The sequence below is a fragment of the Candidatus Margulisiibacteriota bacterium genome (assembly GCA_041661965.1).
Classification (GTDB): domain Bacteria; phylum Margulisbacteria; class WOR-1; order O2-12-FULL-45-9; family XYB2-FULL-48-7; genus XYB2-FULL-45-9.
In genome coordinates, this window is sequence record JBAZTH010000003.1 from 316,335 (window position 1) to 333,865 (window position 17,531).

16 protein-coding genes are annotated in these 17,531 nt (G+C 51.5%); 10 read left to right on the top strand and 6 right to left on the bottom strand.

The features are described from left to right. Positions 1 to 23: 23 nt before the first annotated feature. Complete coding sequence (locus tag WC772_07350; GenBank protein ID MFA6170565.1) at positions 24 to 647, bottom strand: DUF502 domain-containing protein; 624 nt, start codon at positions 645 to 647, stop codon at positions 24 to 26. 67 nt (positions 648 to 714) lie between these two features. On the opposite strand from WC772_07350, the gene WC772_07355 reads away from it, so the two are divergent. After that, entirely contained in the window at positions 715 to 948 is a 234-nt protein-coding gene (locus WC772_07355) for an Lrp/AsnC ligand binding domain-containing protein (GenBank protein ID MFA6170566.1), read from the top strand. Position 949: 1 nt separating this feature from the next. Here the strand turns inward: WC772_07355 and WC772_07360 are convergent, their stop codons facing one another. After that, positions 950 to 2,491, bottom strand: a complete 1,542-nt coding sequence (locus WC772_07360) for a 2-isopropylmalate synthase (protein MFA6170567.1) — start codon at positions 2,489 to 2,491, stop codon at positions 950 to 952. Between the two features lie 169 nt (positions 2,492 to 2,660). Here WC772_07360 and WC772_07365 point away from each other — a divergent pair, with 169 nt between their 5' ends. Both WC772_07365 and WC772_07370 read left to right on the top strand, forming a co-directional pair. Then, a complete protein-coding gene (locus tag WC772_07365) occupies positions 2,661 to 3,638 on the top strand; it encodes an ATP-dependent 6-phosphofructokinase (protein MFA6170568.1) in 978 nt (325 codons plus the stop codon). A 99-nt stretch (positions 3,639 to 3,737) separates the two neighbouring features. Continuing rightward, complete coding sequence (locus WC772_07370; GenBank protein ID MFA6170569.1) at positions 3,738 to 4,967, top strand: hypothetical protein; 1,230 nt, start codon at positions 3,738 to 3,740, stop codon at positions 4,965 to 4,967. On the opposite strand, the gene WC772_07375 is transcribed toward WC772_07370, so the two are convergent. After that, positions 4,961 to 6,169, bottom strand: a complete 1,209-nt coding sequence (locus WC772_07375; protein MFA6170570.1) for an ATP-dependent 6-phosphofructokinase — start codon at positions 6,167 to 6,169, stop codon at positions 4,961 to 4,963. The two genes, WC772_07370 and WC772_07375, sit on opposite strands and share 7 nt — an antisense overlap. 17 nt (positions 6,170 to 6,186) lie before the next feature. After that, a complete protein-coding gene (locus WC772_07380) occupies positions 6,187 to 7,167 on the bottom strand; it encodes a class II fructose-bisphosphate aldolase (protein ID MFA6170571.1) in 981 nt (326 codons plus the stop codon). A 144-nt stretch (positions 7,168 to 7,311) separates the two neighbouring features. On the opposite strand from WC772_07380, the gene WC772_07385 reads away from it, so the two are divergent. Beyond that, positions 7,312 to 8,427 (top strand): hypothetical protein, encoded by a 1,116-nt coding sequence (locus WC772_07385; GenBank protein MFA6170572.1) that lies wholly within the window; start codon positions 7,312 to 7,314, stop codon positions 8,425 to 8,427. 226 nt (positions 8,428 to 8,653) lie between these two features. Beyond that, a complete protein-coding gene (locus tag WC772_07390; GenBank protein MFA6170573.1) occupies positions 8,654 to 10,039 on the top strand; it encodes a hypothetical protein in 1,386 nt (461 codons plus the stop codon). On the opposite strand, the gene tpiA is transcribed toward WC772_07390, so the two are convergent. Beyond that, positions 10,036 to 10,785 (bottom strand): triose-phosphate isomerase, encoded by a 750-nt coding sequence (gene tpiA / locus WC772_07395; GenBank protein ID MFA6170574.1) that lies wholly within the window; start codon positions 10,783 to 10,785, stop codon positions 10,036 to 10,038. The genes WC772_07390 and tpiA overlap by 4 nt on opposite strands. Positions 10,786 to 10,862: 77 nt before the next feature. Here tpiA and pyk point away from each other — a divergent pair, with 77 nt between their 5' ends. After that, positions 10,863 to 12,263, top strand: a complete 1,401-nt coding sequence (gene pyk, locus WC772_07400) for a pyruvate kinase (GenBank protein MFA6170575.1) — start codon at positions 10,863 to 10,865, stop codon at positions 12,261 to 12,263. Here the strand turns inward: pyk and WC772_07405 are convergent. Then, a complete protein-coding gene (locus tag WC772_07405) occupies positions 12,226 to 12,864 on the bottom strand; it encodes an RNA-binding domain-containing protein (GenBank protein MFA6170576.1) in 639 nt (212 codons plus the stop codon). The two genes, pyk and WC772_07405, sit on opposite strands and share 38 nt — an antisense overlap. A gap of 36 nt (positions 12,865 to 12,900) precedes the next feature. Here WC772_07405 and WC772_07410 point away from each other — a divergent pair, with 36 nt between their 5' ends. From WC772_07410 to prfB, 4 genes are read left to right on the top strand one after another with little or no spacing between them, the layout of a single operon-like run. Then, positions 12,901 to 13,533: a ComF family protein gene (locus WC772_07410; protein MFA6170577.1), complete on the top strand. Its 633-nt coding sequence runs from the start codon at positions 12,901 to 12,903 to the stop codon at positions 13,531 to 13,533. Positions 13,534 to 13,588: 55 nt separating this feature from the next. Then, positions 13,589 to 13,948, top strand: a complete 360-nt coding sequence (raiA, locus tag WC772_07415) for a ribosome-associated translation inhibitor RaiA (GenBank protein ID MFA6170578.1) — start codon at positions 13,589 to 13,591, stop codon at positions 13,946 to 13,948. 7 nt (positions 13,949 to 13,955) lie between these two features. Continuing rightward, a complete protein-coding gene (secA, locus tag WC772_07420; protein MFA6170579.1) occupies positions 13,956 to 16,460 on the top strand; it encodes a preprotein translocase subunit SecA in 2,505 nt (834 codons plus the stop codon). Beyond that, positions 16,442 to 17,530 carry a peptide chain release factor 2 gene (prfB, locus tag WC772_07425; GenBank protein MFA6170580.1) on the top strand — a complete coding sequence of 363 codons (1,089 nt, stop codon included), beginning with the start codon at positions 16,442 to 16,444 and terminating at the stop codon, positions 17,528 to 17,530. The genes secA and prfB overlap by 19 nt, the downstream gene beginning before the upstream one ends. Position 17,531 lies beyond the last annotated feature (1 nt).

Genomic DNA, 17,531 nt, shown 5'->3' on the forward strand with positions numbered 1-17,531 from the left:
TTTTGGGGAATTTCAGGGGAGGGTTAACTTTCTTTTTTAGCCGGAAGTTCGGTCGGAATATCGTTCGGTTTCAGGACCCCGCCCGAGATGATATATTTGAAAGCGGCTTCGATCTTCATGTCCAGAAGGACGACTTCCTTGGCCGGGACCAGGACCAGGAAACCGGTGGCTGGGGTCGGGGTGTTGGCGATAAAAACATTGAGCATCTTTTCCTTGGTCTTGGCTTCGATCTCGGCCGCGGCGTCGGAGGTGATGAAGCCGACCGACCAGACCCCTTTGCGCGGGTATTCGATCAAACAGGCGCGGCGGAATTCGTCGGTCCCTTTATGGACGAAGAGAACGTCGTTGATCTGTTTGGCCGAAGCGTAGATATGCTTGACTACCGGGATCTTGAAGATGATCTCTTCGCCGAGATGAAATAATTTTTCCCCAAAAATATGGGTCGCCGAATAACCGGAGAGGAAGATCAAGAGGACGGTGACGATCAAACCAAGCCCCGGGATCGAGTGTCCCAGGACCAGAGTAATAAAGTTACCCAGGATCCCGTCCAGAAAAGAGAACATGAACCAGAGGAGCCAGATGGTGATCAGGGCCGGGAGCAAGGTGATCAGTCCTCTGAAAAAATAAGAGCCTATTCTCTGCCACATGAATGAATTCTATCATCTTGGCTTGTTAATTGCAATTTGCTATACTGCGGAAAAAGGGGGAGAAATTATGACTAGCGCTTATATTTTGATCGAAGCGATGCCCGGAAAAGCGATCGAACTGACCAGTATAATCAAAGGACTAAGAGGGGTCAAAACCGTCCACATCGTGACCGGCCCGTACGATATCATTGCCTTTGTGGAATCGCCGGATCTGAAAACCATGGGGGAGATGATCGTCCGCAAGATCCAGGCGACCGGTTTCGTCGCCCGAACTTTAACTTGCATTACGGTCGAGGAATAGGTTAGTCGATCCCTTTGGCCCGGACTTGCGCCTGTGAGTAGATCATCCGATTGATCGCCGCGATATAGGCTTTGGCGCTGGCCAGGATAATGTCGGTCGAGGCGCCGTGTCCCACGTAGATCTGTTCGCCTTCTTTCAGCCTGACCGTGACCTCTCCCTGGGCGTCGGTCCCGCCGCTGATCGCCTGGATCGAGTAGTCGACCAGGTTGCTCTTGAGGTTGGTGATCTTGTCGACCGCGTGGTAGACCGCGTCGACCGGACCGGCCCCTTCAGCCGACTCTTCTTTAACGTTCCCTTTGTAATTAAGCCTGACTTTGGCGCTTGGCTTCCGTTCGGTCCCGGAGCAGACCTCGATCAGATCAATCGTGAAGGTTTCCGGGACGATGTAGACCTCTTCCGAAACGATCGCTTCCAGGTCGGCTTCGCCGATCTCTTTCTTCATGTCGGCCAGCTGCTTGAAGCGGGTAAAAGATTTTTCCAGGTTCTCTTCGGTGAGGGTATAGCCCATATCTTTCAATTTATCGGCAAAAGCGTTCCGGCCGGAGTGTTTCCCCAGGACCAGCTTACTTTCGGTCAAGCCGATATCTTCCGGGAGCATGATCTCGTAGGTCTGGCGGTCGCGGAGCATCCCCGCCTGGTGGATCCCCGATTCATGAGCGAAGGCGTTGGCGCCGACGATCGCTTTGTTCGGCTGGACCAGGAGCCCGGTTAAGTTGCTGACCATCCGGCTGGTCTTGTAGATCTCTTTGGTGTTGATCCCGGTCGTGCATTTGAAATAATCGTGGCGGGTTTTCAAGGTCATGACGACCTCTTCCAGCGAGGCGTTTCCCGCCCGTTCACCGATCCCGTTGATGGTGCATTCCACCTGGTTGGCCCCGGCTTTGATCGCCGCCAGGGAGTTGATCGTTGCCATTCCCAGGTCGTTATGGCAGTGGACGGAGATCGTGATCCCTTTGGCTTTGATCTGCGGAACGTTGGCGATGACATTCTCGATCAATTTTCCGAATTCCCAGGGGGTGTTATAACCGACGGTGTCGGGGATATTGATCGTCGTCGCTCCGGCTTCGATGGCGGTGCCGACCACTTGATAGAGGAACTCCGGCTCCGATCGTCCGGCATCCTCGGCGGAAAATTCAACGTCGGGGCAGAGAGAGCACGCGTAGGCGACCATCTCTTTGGCCGCGGCTAAGACTTGCTCCGGCGTCATCCGGAGCTTTTTTTCCATGTGGATGGGAGAGGTGGCGAGAAAGACGTGAATCCGCGGTTTAGCGGAATATTTGATCGCTTCCCAGGCGCTTTTAATGTCTTCTTTTTTGGCCCGGGCCAGACTGCAAATGATCGGCCCTTTGATCTGCTGGGCGATCTGCTTGATCGAATCAAAATCACCCGGGGAGGCGATGGCAAACCCGGCTTCGATTACATCGACGCCGAGTTTGGCCAGTTGACGGGCGATATCCAGTTTTTCTTCGGGGTTAAGAGAGGCGCCGGGACACTGTTCACCGTCGCGTAAGGTAGTGTCGAAGATCTTGATCTGCCTGGTCATTTTGCATCAGCTCCTAGCCCCCGATAGACCGAAAACTAAACGTCTCGGTTTATTGGGAAATTTAACCGCGCATTTAAGTGCGCGGTTAGAAAATAATTCTATTTTCAATAATAAATTTTAACATATCGAGAAAGTATTGTATACTATTGCCGAAAGCGAGGTTTTTCAAATGGCAAAAAAACTTAAAGTTATCGGGGTCATGACCACCGGCGGCGACGCTCCGGGGATGAACCCGGCGATCAGGGCGATCGTCAGAACGGCCAACTTTCACGGCGTCAAAGTCTTTGGGATCGAAAAAGGGTGGTACGGCGCGATCAACGATCATATTCGGGAGCTGACCGCCCATTCGGTCAGCGGGATCATTAACCGGGGAGGGACTTTTCTCCATACCAAGCGCTGTCCGGAATTTAAGGAGAAACGCAACCGCCGGGAAGCCATGGCCAACTTTAGGAAATATGGGATCGAAGGGCTGGTAGTTATCGGCGGCGACGGTTCAATGCGCGCCTCGATGGCTTTGATCGATGACTTTAAAATGCCGATCAACGTCGTTCCGGCCTCGATCGACAACGACATTCCGGGGACCGACTTTACCATTGGTTTCGATACCGCGGTCAACACCGCCATGGAAGCGATCGATAAGATCCGCGACACGGCCGACTCGCATGAACGGCTGTTCGTGATCGAAGTGATGGGGCGGCATAACGGCTTTATCGCCGCCGACGTGGCGCTGGTTTGCGGCGCCGAAGTCGTCATTATCCCGGAAGTGAAGCACGACATCGACGCGATTGCCGCCAAGATCAGCAAGGGACGCCAGCGGGGGAAAGAAAGCTTTATCGTGGTGGTGGCTGAAGGGGCGGAATCAGGCGTTTCAGTCAGGGACAAGTTGGCGAAAAGGCTGCCGGATATGGACATCCGGGTTTCAGTTTTGGGGCATATTCAACGAGGCGGCTCCCCAAGCGCCTTTTCCCGCGAGTTAGCCGGCAAGCTTGGCGCGACCGCGACCGAACTGTTGATCCAGGGGAAATCAGGTTTGTTGGTTGGGACGAAGTCGGATAAAGTTCACCCTGTTCTGCTCAATAAAGTCGGCCGCGTGATCAAAAAGATCGAGCTGGAACAGCTCCGGATCGCGGAAATGCTCTCTTCATAGTTTAAACGTCAATAATATTACTTAAAAGCCCTAGGTAAAACCGGGGCTTTTTGTTGTTTAAGTGAAATTAATTGTTTATTTAACGGAATATTAGGCAAGATGTTAAATAATCTTAGATTAAGAATAAACCGGATCGGATTTGTTGCTGCTTTGGCCTTAATGCCCGCGATCAATGTTAATTGTACAAAAAAACAAAACATTGCAATTGTTTCTTCTCCTGATCTGGCGATTCAGAAACAAGAGAGCATCAGGAATTTAGTTGCTGAATTGAATGGGATTATTCCGCAACGTCCGGTAACTAAAGTTAAAATTCACCCCTGTTATGGGCATTACAATCCGGAAACGCAGGAAATTACCGTTCCGGTCAAAACAGATGATTATTTGGATCCCGTTGCTCATGAAATGGGGCATGCGATCTATGAAACCCGTTTAAAGAATACTTTGTTTGGCGATTTTTGGGGGCAAATATACCAGGTCTCTTTAGGTTGGAAGAATTATCAGCTACTAAAAGATGATTCCTATATCAGTCCGGCTAGTTTAACCATCATTCATGAACAGTGTAATATGCAGTGGGGGCATGGAACCAACGAACCAAGCGAACTGTTTGCCAGCGCACTGACAATATATCGAAGACATTCTGACCAATATCTTGCTAGATTGTATTTACCGGGGCTTCCTGAAAAAAGCCGTCGGTTTGGCAAGTTGGTTTTTCTGTTTATGCGTGATTATGTTTTTGACGGGCGCTATTTTTCTGGGGTTGATCCTTTTGCCGGAGAACGATTTTTTGATCATGTCGGAAGGGACCTGAATGGTCTGGAGATTGACGCGCTAAGCAGTATTTGCCAGGATGATCAGTTGCCACTCTTGAAGTATGGCTTAGACTCTTATGCCTTAATTCACATTTTTAGATCGCATATCCGCGACGAAAGATTTTTTACAGCTTTAGAGAGACATTTCCAGTATTGTCCAAACAGCAGAGATTATATATTTCAACTAGCGGCTGAAGCAGGATTAGAAGATCTAAGAATGGATCCGATACCCGGTAACGAACGCTTTTTGCTTCTGGTTATCAAGGGTCTGGCGGATCAGAATGCCAGATATCGGGCAATGGAGGCGATTGTGGCTCTTAAGTTAAGGGACTCTAAATTGTTGGAGCCGCTGGTTAAGATTTTAGCGGAAGAAAAAAACGATGCCACTACTGCGATAGAAGCGTTGGCTGTTATCGGTGATAAGCGGGCCTTCCCTTATTTAGAAAAACTAATTAACCGCCCGGATGAAATTGGCCAGGCGGCTAAAAAAGCTATTTTATCGCTGAAAGCAAATCAATAATAATCGGCCGCGTTCCGCATCTTGAACAGCTGGTGGTCTTGTGGGACAAAGCGTCCGCCTTTGACTTCCAACAGGTTCCGGGAGACGATCTGGTCGCTTTCCAGGCCTGGGTAAACCCCGAACTTTCCTTCCAGCATAAAACCGAAGATCGCGTCGCCGTAGCGTAACCCCAGGATCCGGTCCATGACGTGGGCGACGCCGCCGCGGATGGCGTGGCCGCAGTTCTGATAGCGATATTCAAACCCTTTGGTGTGTTTCTCCAGGATAGCGTGGACATATTCACCGATCCCGCCGAGCTGTTCGTTGCCGAACGAGTCTTTCTTTTTCGGCATTTCGTGCCGGGCTTTGACCATGGCGTATTTAGGATCGGCGATCACGGTTTCGAGCATCGCCTGATGCCGTTTGTTGATCGCGTCAGGGTAGCGGGTGTCAAAGAGTCTGGCCCCTTCGGAAACGACGACGATGCAATGTTGTTTCTTAGCGATCGCTTTTTCAACTTGCTTGATAACGTTATCCATATTAAGGACTTCTTCAGGAAGCAGGGTGACTTCAGCCCCGCCGGCGATCCCGGCCCAGAGGGCGACCCAGCCGGCGTGCCGGCCCATGACTTCAATGACGAAACAGCGGTTGTGCGATTCGGCGGTTGTCCGGCAATTTTCGATAAAGTGGACCGATTCTTCAACCGACGATTCAAAGCCGTAGGTCATCTCGGTGCCGAAAACGTCATTATCCATCGTTTTGGGGGCGCCGAACATTGGGAACGAGTATTGCTGGCCGAGTTTGCCGGCTGCGCCCAGAGTATCGTCGCCGCCTAAAACCACTAAACAGTCTAAGCCGAGCTTTTTAATGTTGGCCATGGCCGTTTCCGGCATCTTGGCTTCGAGGTTTACTTTGGAGAAGAGATTGGTCCGTGATGATTTCAAGATCGTTCCCGCGACGGCAACCGATTCTTCAATGTCCAGGAGTTCAAGCGGTTTGACGATCTTGTTCAGCTCTTTTTCCGGGTCGCGGGTCAGGGCTTTCCACCCTTCGAGCAACCCGACCAGCTCCATTTTCTCACCGGCTGGAAGGGTGAGGTTGGCCTGGCTGATCCGCCGCAGTAGTCCGACGATCACCGCGTTGTGTCCAGCGCAGTCTCCGCCGCCGGTTAAAATACCGATCCGTTTGATATTGATCTCTTTTCCTTGAAATTTAACTTTCATAAGCCTGTCTTCCTTTCTTAAGCCTTTCCAGCCGATCCCAGGACGTTCGTGTTCTTAGCGACGATCAGCTTTTTGAGCTCTTCGCGCGCCGGGCCTAAATACTTTCGCGGATCGAATTCGGACGGGCTTTCAGCAAAAACCTTACGGATAACTGCCGTCATGACCAGCCGGCCGTCGCTGTCGATGTTGATCTTACAGACGGCTGATTTGGCCGCTCTGCGAAGCTGTTCTTCGGGAACGCCGACAGCGTTATCCATCTTGCCGCCGAACTTATTGATCATGGCGACGTAATCCTGGACGACCGACGATGCGCCGTGCAGGACGATCGGGAAACCTGGTAACCGCTTTTCCACTTCTTCCAGGATGTCGAAGCGGAGCGGCGGAACCGACTCGCCCGGTTTAAGCTTGAACTTATAGGCGCCGTGGGAGGTGCCGATCGAGATCGCCAGCGAATCGACGCCGGTCCGCTTCACGAAATCTTCTACCTGGCTGGGGTCGGTATAGGTGTGCTTTTCCGCTTTGACTTCGTCTTCGATCCCGGCCAGGACGCCGAGCTCGCCTTCGACCGTGACGTCGAACTGATGAGCGTAGTCGACAACTTGTTTGGTCAGCTTGATGTTGTCCTCATAAGTGTGGCTGGAGCCGTCGATCATGACCGAGGAAAAACCGTAGTCGATGCATGATTTGCAGAGTTCAAAAGTATCGCCGTGGTCAAGGTGAAGGCAGATTGGGATGTTGCTCTTCAAGTCTTTCCGGCACATTTCCACCGCTCCCTGGGCCATGTAGCGGAGGAGGGTTTGGTTGGCGTATTTCCGGGCGCCGCTGGAAACCTGGATAATGACCGGGGAATTACTTTCCGCGCAGCCGCCGATGATCGCCTGCAGTTGTTCCATGTTATTAAAATTGTAAGCTGGAACGGCATATTTCCCCGCCATTGCCTTCGCGAACATCTCTTTACTGTTAACGAGGCCTAATTCTTCATACAGTTTCTTTGCCATTTTATTGCTCCTTTTCGCTTTTTATTTTTTCTAACTGGAGCTATTTTAACATAAATGCTTAAAAAACCAAAGGGCTTAAAATCGTGGCCGAAAAATGGCCGGTAAGGGCAAGAAAATGGCTTTTTATTACGATAAATATATATAATGGCTATCAATATATATGAAGGGAACCGTTGTGTTGGTTGGTATGACAATAATGCTTGTTATCTGGCGAAAGAAGACAACTGTTCTCTTTTGAGCCCCGAAGAGCCGAAAGTTACGGTTACTCCCGCTTCTAAGCCTGTCGCGCAACCAAAAAATATCGGTTTGGAAATTGCGGCGGGCGTTTTTAATATTTTTGGCGGGATGCTTATCGGTTGCAGCGACCAGTCGCTCAACTGTCGGACCGCCGAAGAATGGGGAACCAGCTGTTCTTCCGTTTCGGTCCCTTTAAACTTTAGTGGGGAGATCAAACCCGAGAAACAAGCGGCGATTACCGCTGCCGCTAATACAGTTTTGGCCATGATCGACTCTTGCTATTTAAATGGCGTAACCGCCATTAATTTTGTGCCGGAACTTGACCGAATGGGCCGGGCTACTACTAATGGAAAGGACCTTACCAGCATTGTTTATGTCCGCTATGGCGATATCGAGCCGAAACAATCAGCTTTATTGTTTTCCGCTGATTATTGGGTTACTACCATTATTCATGAAATTGCGCATCATGTACAGGAAACTTCCTGCGATGACCATGGCTTCGGTCAGATCTCGTGGTCGACGCCTGACCAGACGAAAGGAGAGAAAGATTTTGACAACTTTGTTTCCGGTTACGCGACGAATAGCCGTGACGAAGATTTTTCCGATTCATTTGCTTATTACATTCATCATCCAGCTCATTTTCGGTTTTTAGCCGAACGAAACGAACAGGTCAAGGCCAAATATGAACTAATGAAGCATGAGTACTTCCATGGCCAGGAGTTTAAGCAACCCTGGGATCAGGTTGATGTTGCCACTCTTCGTGTGGGGCGCGGCGAAATGGCGGAATCTTTAATAAGTTATAATGAATTCGATCAAAAATATGGCGAGCAAGACGGGGTCGCGGCTGATTTGCACGACAAAATAACCTTTGATCTCATGACCTTCTTTTTTAGTCCCACCAACTTAAGGTTATCGCCGCAAGAGAAAGTCTCCGAGATGAAGGCTCTAATCGAGGCTTATCGTGATAAATACCCTAAATTAATCGCGAGTTACCAAGAAGCTTTGGATAAATACCTTAGTTAATGGTTTTGAAAAAAACGGGCGCTGTTGATCTCCTTCTGTTTTAACCCTCTCAAATTATTCCTTGTTGTGGCTCTGTTGCTAAAGACGATTTAGTGAAATTTGTTCCCCATCCGGCCGATAAAAAATAGACTTGAGTCGTATCTTCAAGGAGTTAATAATGGCAATTAAAATCAATCGACCGATAGTAAGACCGCTCCCAGTTCATGAAAAACGGGGTTTTAGAGCTATGGCGGCCGTTGCTTTGACCGGTTTAATCAGCGCCGGTTGCGGCGCCAGAACCGGCTTGGAAGTTGATTATCATGCGCCTATATCCGCTGAAGACGGCGGCGTCAAGCCAGACGCGACGCCGATCATTGACGCCGCGCCGGATAAGGATGCTCCGATAGCCGTTAATGAATGTTCCAGCGGAAAGTATGAGCTTGTCCTGCCCAAGCTGATTCAGGAGAACAGCTGGGGAGGAGCGGTTGCCTGGAATGGCGAGAACTATGGGGTCTTCTATAATCGCAAAGAAGGGGAGATCTGGGGGACCTATTTGAAGAAATTCTCCAGCGAAGGGGAGCTGGTTACTTCTGAAGTTAAGGTCAAATCGGTCGGTTCGGAGATCGAAGACCCGATGGCTTATTTAAACGGTAAAGCAGTTTGGACCGGGACCGGTTACGGTTTAAGCTGGGATAGTCTTGACCAGAACAACTATTCAATCAACTTTTCGGTGCTCGATCCCCAGGGGGTCGAGACCAAAGTGATCGGCAAGCTCCATAACGGTTCCGTTTCGGCCTGGAGTCCTTTTACTCATAACTTGATCTGGAACAGCGAGGCAAAACAATTCGCTTTGTCCTATGATGCTTGTGGGGCCGAGGTCTATAAAGATTGCCACTCTTACTTGAGTCTTTTTAGTGAAAATGGGAATCCGGTTGGCGACGAAAAGATGGTCAATGACGGCGCGACGGAGCTCGCTTTTCAGCCGAGCATGGTTTGGCAAAAAGAGGCTAATTCCTACCGGTTTGTTTGGGCGGATGGACGCAACCATTACGGTGATCCTTACAAACAAGTTTCCGAACTTTATTCGTCAGTTTATGATGTTAATGGCAATAAGATCAAGGGCGACGTCAAACTGACGGCCAAGGGGTTAATTGACTGGTATCCGGCTCAAGTTTCGAATGGCGTAGAGAATTTACTCCTCTGGCATGAGCTTAGCTTGGACCAAGGGTTGCATACGGTCAGATACGCGAGGATCGGGGCCTTGGCTGATGTATTTACCCCGGAGAGCGAATTGGAATTAAGTCTGCCGAATACCCGCGATAAGAAAGGGGTCAAGGCGGTATTAAGCGGCTCAACGTACGGCGTTTCCGTTCTGGCGGTTAGAAAGAATAGTTCGACCGAAATAAGTTATTACAAGCTTTTCTTTTCAATCATTAATGGGAGCGGGAAAATGCCTTTCGGTCCGGTTGAGGTCTCCGCTACTTTGCCAAACAAGGCCAACTGCGACTTTACCAGCCTAACCTGGACCGGTTTAGATTACGGGTTGATTTTTCAATGTTACACGACCGAAGATGCTGGAACGACAATCAATTCCAATCTCTATTTTTCCCGGGTCCGCTGTTTGAAGCCTTAAAACTTCGCCAGTTTTTCGAAGCTCTCGGCTTTTAAGCTCGCGCCGCCGACCAACCCGCCGTCAATATCGGCCTGGGACATCAGGACTTTGATGTTGTCCGGGGTGACCGACCCGCCGTAAAGAATTCTGACGACATCCGCAGTCGCTTGATCGAAAAGTGAAACGATCAATTTGCGGATAAAGGCGTGGACTTCCTGGGCTTGTTCCGGCGAGGCGGTCTTGCCGGTCCCGATCGCCCAGACCGGTTCGTAAGCAACAACTGTTTTGGCCATTAATTCTTTTGGCAATCCATTTAAGCTCCCTTTGATCTGGGTCTCAATGACTTGAAGAGTTTTGTTCCCTTCCCGTTCCGCCAGTGTTTCCCCAACGCAAACGATCGGCAATAATCCGTGCTTATGCGCGGCATTTAGTTTTTTGTTGACCGTGGCGTCGGTTTCGCCGAAAAATTGGCGGCGTTCGGAGTGACCGATAATAACGTAGCTGGCGCCGACCGATTTCAGCATCGGACCGGAGATCTCGCCGGTAAAAGCCCCTTTATCTTCCCAGAACATATCCTGTCCGCCGACCATGACGACCGAGTCGCGGAGGGCGTCGGCTACCTGGCTGATGGCGGTGAAAGGGGGGCAGACCAGCAGGTCGCGATCGTTGATGTTGGCGACCAGTTTTTTTATTTCGTTGGCCAGGGTGACCGATTCTTGGGCGATCGTATTCATTTTCCAGTTTCCGGCGATCAAGGGCTTTCTCATGTGTTTCTCCTTTGTTAAATTTATATTTTATTATAACTTAGAGTGATTATGCTTGTAAAGCGTGCTACAATTTTGCCATGCGTAAGACTAAAATTGTTTGTACCCTTGGTCCGGCCGTTGACGATCCGGAGATTCTAAAAAAACTCCTTCAGGCCGGGATGAATGTCGCCCGTTTTAACCTCTCTCACGGTACCTATGAAGAACACGAAAAAAGATTGCAGCAACTCCGCAAACTTTCCCCCAATATGACCATTCTGGTCGATCTCCAGGGGCCGCGGATCCGGACCGGTTCTTTGCGCGAAAAAAGTGTTGAACTGAAAACCGGCGAGCTGCTTACCTTAACGACCCAAAATATCGCCGGAGATGCCAAGATCATTTCAATCTCGCCCGGTACTATTTTACCCGATATCAAGGCCGGAGACCTCATTTTGCTGGCGGACGGCGCTATTACGCTAAAAGTCGCGGCTAAAAGGCAATCGAACCTCGAGTGCCAAATCGTCGAAGGGGGGGTGATCGGCGAACATAAAGGGGTCAATCTTCCTCACACCAAGTTGAATTTGCCATCCTTGACCGCGAAAGATCGCAAAGATTTGGAGTGGGGGATTAAGCAAGGGGCCGATTTTTTTGCCCTTTCTTTTGTCCGGAAGCAAACCGACATTCTGGAGTTGAAAAAACTTTTGAAGAAGTCGGGGATTCCGGTCATTGCCAAGATCGAGAAGCCGGAAGCGATCGAGAACCTGGAGTCGATCATTGCCGTGGCCGATGGGGTGATGGTTGCCCGGGGGGACCTGGGGGTCGAGCTCTCGCTGGAAAAAGTGCCGATCATCCAGAAAGACATTATCGAACTTTGCCGGTTATTCGAAAAGCCGGTGATCGTCGCCACCCAGATGCTGGAGTCGATGATCAAGGAACCGAACCCGACCCGAGCGGAAGTTTCCGATGTCGCCAACGCGATCTTTGACGGGACCGACGCGGTGATGCTGTCGGCCGAGACTTCGATCGGCCGGTATCCGGCGGAAACAGTGGAAATGATGGCCCGTATCGCCGAGGAAGCCGAAACCAGATTGAAATCTTTCGCGACCGACATTACTTTAGAGAATAAGATTGATACGGCCGTCGCCCATGCCGCCGGGATCCTGGCCAAGGTGATGAACGCCAAAGCGATCGTCACTTTTACCGAGACCGGTTCGACCGCCTTGCGGGTCTCCAAACAGCGGCCGGAGATGCCGATCCTGGGGGTCGTTACCAATGATCGGGCTTTCCGCCGGCTGGCGCTTTACTTTGGCGTCCGATCGATCAGGATCGACGAGTTTAAGACGATTGACGAAATGATCATGAAAACCCAGAAGGCGATCGAGACCGAAAGGTTACTTAAGAAAGATGATCTAGTGGTCATCACGGCCGGCATCCCCGTTCATATCCCCGGAACGACCAACCTCATTAAAGTTCATCGGCTGGGAGAGAAGATAACTCTATAGGCGTATAGCGTGTCGATCGTCCGGCTCCTTCGCTTTGGACCAAATTCTTGCTGACCAGTAAAGTTAATTCAATATGGGCGGTCTTGTGGGAGACGTCAAAAGCTTCCCGGTACTCCCGGTTGGTGATGCTGTTGTGTTCGGTGATTATTTGCATCGCCCGGAGTTGCCGTTTGTTCAAGCCCTTGCCCGACCATGGGGAAGCCAGGGCCTGGATCTCTTGTTCTTCGGCCGGCCGGGAAATATTGGCATCGCGGATATAGCAGATGTCGTCGGTCCGGTACGGTTTGTCTTCGCCTTCCAGGACATGCAAGACGATGATCTTTTTTTCGAAGCGGTCGACGACCTCTACGGTGACATTAATTGGTGGTTGGCAGTGATTTTTGGCGATGGTTTTGATCCAGTCTTCCAGGTCTTCGCGGAGAGTGGCGCCGAGGAGGTGCTTGCTTTTGTCGTCCAAACCGTAAATGATCTTCCCGCCATCAGCGTTGGAGAAACCGACCAGTTCCCTGGCGATATCGTCCTCTGATGGGACATTTTTTTCGAACTCTACCGACGGGCCTTCTCCCTGGATCAGCAGTTTCAGGATATCATCCCAGGTCATGGTAGAGCATAATAGCATATGTTATAATCGCAAGCAATGTTTTTAGATTCGCTACTGGATTTGATTTTTCCGCCCCGTTGCGAGGTTTGCCGGAAGCTGGGGGACGAAGCCCTTTGCCCGGACTGTTTTAACCAGGTCGCCTTCATGAAACCGGCTTTGGGGATCTTTTCCGCCACTAAATATGAAGGGGTGGTCCGGCAGGCGATCCAGCGGTTGAAGTTCGAGCGGCGCAAACGACTGGCCGAGCCGCTCGGGGTCTTGCTAATTAAATACGTCACTCATACGCCGCTTCTCAATATGCGGGAGATCGACGCTTTTATCCCGGTCCCTTTACATCCGAGGCGCCGCAAACTGCGCGGCTTCAATCAGGCGGAACTGCTGGCCGGTTTTTTAGCTAAATATTACGATACGCCGTTGGTGAACGCCCTGGAGCGGACTAAAGAGACAATGCCGCAGTTCGAACTTCCCCGCGTCACCAGGCTGGAAAACGTCAAAGGGGCGTTTAAAGTCGCCGAGCCCCGGGCGGTCTATAACAAACGGGTCCTGCTGGTCGATGATATCTATACGACCGGCGCGACGATCGCGGAATGTTCCAAAAGCCTGATGATCGCCGGGTCGAAGAGGGTGGAGGTCCTGACTTTGTCTCGGGCGGTGAATGAAGCCGAGTAGCTGTTAAGTTGAGCTCTGTCTCTTTATTTGCTACAATTCCCAAAGGAGGATAACTATGCAACTTACTATTTCTGGTCACGGGATGGAAATGAGCCAGCCATTAAAGGATTACGTCAGCGAAAAGGTGGCTAAATTCGAGGAGTTTTTCGCTAATATCCAAAAAACCGAGGTCGTTCTTGACGCCCGCTCCAACGACAACGCGGAACAGCGCCAGGTTGCCGAAATGCGGGTTTGGGCGGCCGGTCATAAAATGATTATGGCCAAGGAAGCGGGCCGTGACATGTATACCGCAATTGACTTGGCGAGCGCCGATGTTAAACGCCAGCTGGAAAAACATAAAGAAATGATGGTCAAAGAACACCGCCGTGGAGGGACCGAGCTTAAGCATCTGTCGAGAGAACTCCCCGCAGAATAACCACATGATTTTAGAATGGCTCGCGAAACTGATCGGTTCTACCGATGAGAAGAAGACCAACGAACTTCTCCCCTTGGTCGAACGGATAAATAGCTTCGAACCGGAGATGCAAAAACTCTCCGACGAAGAACTGCGGGCCAAAACCGCTGAATTCAAAAAATTACTCGCTGAAGGGAAAACCCTCGATGATATTTTGCCGGCCGCTTTTGCTGCCGTTCGTGAGGCTTCGGTCCGGACGACCGGCTTGCGTCATTTCGATGTTCAGCTAATCGGTGGGATCGTCCTCCACCAGGGGAAGATCGCCGAGATGCGGACCGGCGAAGGGAAGACCCTGGTTGCCACGCTTCCCGTTTACCTCAATGCCCTGACCGGCAAAGGGGTCCACGTCGTTACGGTCAATGATTATCTGGCCAAACGCGACAGCGAATGGATGGGGCCGATCTATCGGGAACTGGGCCTTACGGTTGGAGTCATTCAACACTGGATGGAGCCGCCGGAGCGCAAGGTTGCTTACGCCGCCGACATCACCTACGGGACCAACAACGAGTTTGGCTTTGATTATCTCCGCGACAACATGGCCATTACCCTGGACGACTGCGTCCAGCGCGACCTGCACTTTGCTATCGTTGACGAAGTCGACAGCATTTTGATCGACGAAGCCCGCACGCCGCTGATCATCTCCGGTATGGTCGAAGGGGCGGCCACCAATTATCAGAAAGCTAACGATATCGCCAAGCGCCTGACCAAAGGGGGCGATTTTACCGTTGACGAAAAGACCCGCAACGCGGTCCTGACCGAGCACGGGATCAAGAAGGTCGAAAAGACCCTCGGGGTCGAGTATTTATATGACGTAGTCAATATCGATATTGCCCACCAGATCACCCAGGCGCTGGTCGCCTGGAACATTTTCGAAAAAGACGTCGATTATGTCGTTAAAGAAGGGGAAGTTATCATCGTTGACGAATTTACCGGCCGCTTGATGCAGGGGCGCCGCTATTCGGAAGGGCTCCACCAGGCGATCGAGGCCAAAGAAGGGGTGGAGGTCCAGAACGAATCGCAGACCCTGGCGACCATTACCTTCCAAAATTATTTCCGCTTGTTCAGCAAGATTGCCGGGATGACCGGGACCGCCAAGACCGAAGAAGGAGAGTTCTGGAAGATCTACAAGATGGAAGTTCTCCTGATCCCGACCCACCGCGATATGGTCCGAACCGACTATACCGATCAGATCTATAAGAACAAGCGGGCGAAGTTCCGGGCGGTCGTCAACGAGATCATTGAATGGAACAAAAAAGGCCGGCCGGTCCTGGTCGGCACGATCTCCATTGAAAACTCCGAGCTGGTCTCGGAAATGCTCCGTCGCCGCGGGGTGCCTCACCATGTTTTGAACGCCAAACAACACGATCGCGAAGCCGAGATCATCGCCAAAGCGGGCCAGCACGGGATGGTCACTATTTCCACCAATATGGCCGGCCGCGGAACCGACATTGTTTTAGGCGATGGGGTGGCCGCTTTGGGCGGTCTGCACGTCATTGGGACCGAACGGCACGAAAGCCGCCGGATCGACAATCAATTACGCGGCCGCGCCGGGCGTCAGGGGGACAAAGGCTCGACCCGCTTCTACGTTTCGCTGGAAGACGACCTGATGCGGCTTTTCGGTTCCCAGCGGATTTCCGGGGTGATGGAACGGCTGGGGCTGGAAGAAGACGTGCCGATCGAGCACAATCTGATCTCCAAAGCGCTGGAGAACGCGCAGAAAAAAGTTGAGCAATACCATTTTGGGATCCGCAAGCAGGTCCTGGAATTTGATGACGTCATGAACAAACAGCGCGAATCGATCTATACTTTGCGCCGCCGCTCTTTGGAAGGGAAAGATCTGAAAACCAAGATCTATGAGATGCTGGGGCAGGTCGTGGCCGAGATCGTTGACGCGTTTTTAATCGATAAGGTCGCGCCGGACGAGTGGGATTGGGACGGTTTGATCAAGGCGATCAACGAATTGGTGCCGGTCGACGGACTGGAAGGGCTCAAAGAAGAGAAGACCCAGGAAGTCAAAGCCAAGATCATTAACCTGCTGGAGCGGGCTTACGAAGAGAAAGAAAAAGAGTTTGGTGAAGAGACGATGCGCTCTCTCGAACGGGTCGTCGTCCTTCGGACAATCGACGCCGCCTGGATCGAACAGCTCCACAATATGGATGTCCTGCGCGAAGGGATCGGCTTGCGCGGTTACGGCGGCAAGGACCCGCTGGTTGAATATAAGATCGAGGGTTACACGATGTTCCAGGAGATGATGCGCGGCGTCCGCGCCCAGATCATCTCGCTGATGCTCCGTATTCAGCAGGCCGAAGGGGAAGTCGAAAATACCCAGCCGAAAAGACGGGCCCTGACCTACGGCGCGCCGGAAAAAAGGGAAAAGCCGGCGACCGTCCACGTGCCGGAAAAAGTCGGCCGGAACGATCCCTGTCCGTGCGGTTCCGGAAAAAAGTACAAAAAATGCTGCATGAAGAGCTAAAAGAAAGTTTATCTTCCTTAAAACAGAAAGGCCTCGAACTGGAAAAAATCCTCGCGATCGACGACAAGAAAAAAAAACTGTCTGAAATTGAAGCCGCTGCCTCTGACCCCAAGCTTTGGGAAAACCAGGACCTGGCCAGAAAACTGATGCAGGAGAAAAGTCTCCTGGAGAAGGTGGTCCGGCAATGGGAGACCCTGCGCGACCAGCTTGATGAGCAAACCCTGCTCCTGGAAATGGCGAGCGCGAGTGAACTGGGGGAGATCGTCCTGGAAGTTAAAAAGCTGCGGGCGCTGGCGGGGGAACTGGAGATCGCCATGCTTTTCAGCGGCGAGTACGATCAGAACGACGCGATCCTTTCAATTAATGCCGGCGCCGGCGGGACCGACGCCCAGGACTGGGGACAGATCTTGCTTAGGATGTACACCCGCTGGGCGGAAAAAAAAGGCTTCAAAGTAGAACTGCCGGACATCTCTTACGGCGAAGAAGCCGGGATCAAAAGCGCGACCTTGCTGATTTCCGGTCCATACGCCTATGGTTATTTAAGGAATGAAGCGGGAGTCCACCGGCTGGTCCGAATTTCCCCGTTCTCTTCAGAAGGAAAGCGCCACACTTCTTTTGTCGCGGTCGAAGTCACGCCGGAAATTACCGAAGATATCAAGATCGAGATCAATCCGGGCGATTTGCGGGTTGACACTTACCGCGCTTCCGGGCCTGGCGGCCAAAACGTCAACAAGGTCAGCTCCGCGATCCGGATCACCCATCTTCCGACCGGGATCGTTACCCAGAGCCAATCCGACCGCTCCCAGCATAACAATCGGGACACGGCAATGCGGATGCTGAAGGCTAAATTACATGAGATGCTGGTCCTGCAACGGAAAGAAAAGATCGATGAACTGGTCGGGGAAAAGCGGAAGATCGAGTGGGGGAGCCAGATTCGTTCCTACGTTTTCCAACCTTATACTTTGGTCAAGGATAACCGGACCGGGGTTGAAGTCGGCGACGTCCAGGGCGTGATCGACGGAGAGATCGATCCTTTTATCGAAGGGTCTTTGCGCGCGAAAATCCAATAAC

What these genes read in the sequence shown, in the direction of transcription:
- WC772_07350 (MFA6170565.1), bottom strand. Translation starts at nt 647, where the DNA reads ATGTGGCAGAGAATAGGCTCTTATTTTTTCAGAGGACTGATCACCTTG.
- WC772_07355 (MFA6170566.1), top strand. Translation starts at nt 715, where the DNA reads ATGACTAGCGCTTATATTTTGATCGAAGCGATGCCCGGAAAAGCGATC.
- WC772_07360 (MFA6170567.1), bottom strand. Translation starts at nt 2,491, where the DNA reads ATGACCAGGCAGATCAAGATCTTCGACACTACCTTACGCGACGGTGAA.
- WC772_07365 (MFA6170568.1), top strand. Translation starts at nt 2,661, where the DNA reads ATGGCAAAAAAACTTAAAGTTATCGGGGTCATGACCACCGGCGGCGAC.
- WC772_07370 (MFA6170569.1), top strand. Translation starts at nt 3,738, where the DNA reads ATGTTAAATAATCTTAGATTAAGAATAAACCGGATCGGATTTGTTGCT.
- WC772_07375 (MFA6170570.1), bottom strand. Translation starts at nt 6,169, where the DNA reads ATGAAAGTTAAATTTCAAGGAAAAGAGATCAATATCAAACGGATCGGT.
- WC772_07380 (MFA6170571.1), bottom strand. Translation starts at nt 7,167, where the DNA reads ATGGCAAAGAAACTGTATGAAGAATTAGGCCTCGTTAACAGTAAAGAG.
- WC772_07385 (MFA6170572.1), top strand. Translation starts at nt 7,312, where the DNA reads ATGGCTATCAATATATATGAAGGGAACCGTTGTGTTGGTTGGTATGAC.
- WC772_07390 (MFA6170573.1), top strand. Translation starts at nt 8,654, where the DNA reads ATGGCGGCCGTTGCTTTGACCGGTTTAATCAGCGCCGGTTGCGGCGCC.
- tpiA (MFA6170574.1), bottom strand. Translation starts at nt 10,785, where the DNA reads ATGAGAAAGCCCTTGATCGCCGGAAACTGGAAAATGAATACGATCGCC.
- pyk (MFA6170575.1), top strand. Translation starts at nt 10,863, where the DNA reads ATGCGTAAGACTAAAATTGTTTGTACCCTTGGTCCGGCCGTTGACGAT.
- WC772_07405 (MFA6170576.1), bottom strand. Translation starts at nt 12,864, where the DNA reads ATGACCTGGGATGATATCCTGAAACTGCTGATCCAGGGAGAAGGCCCG.
- WC772_07410 (MFA6170577.1), top strand. Translation starts at nt 12,901, where the DNA reads ATGTTTTTAGATTCGCTACTGGATTTGATTTTTCCGCCCCGTTGCGAG.
- raiA (MFA6170578.1), top strand. Translation starts at nt 13,589, where the DNA reads ATGCAACTTACTATTTCTGGTCACGGGATGGAAATGAGCCAGCCATTA.
- prfB (MFA6170580.1), top strand. Translation starts at nt 16,442, where the DNA reads ATGCTGCATGAAGAGCTAAAAGAAAGTTTATCTTCCTTAAAACAGAAA.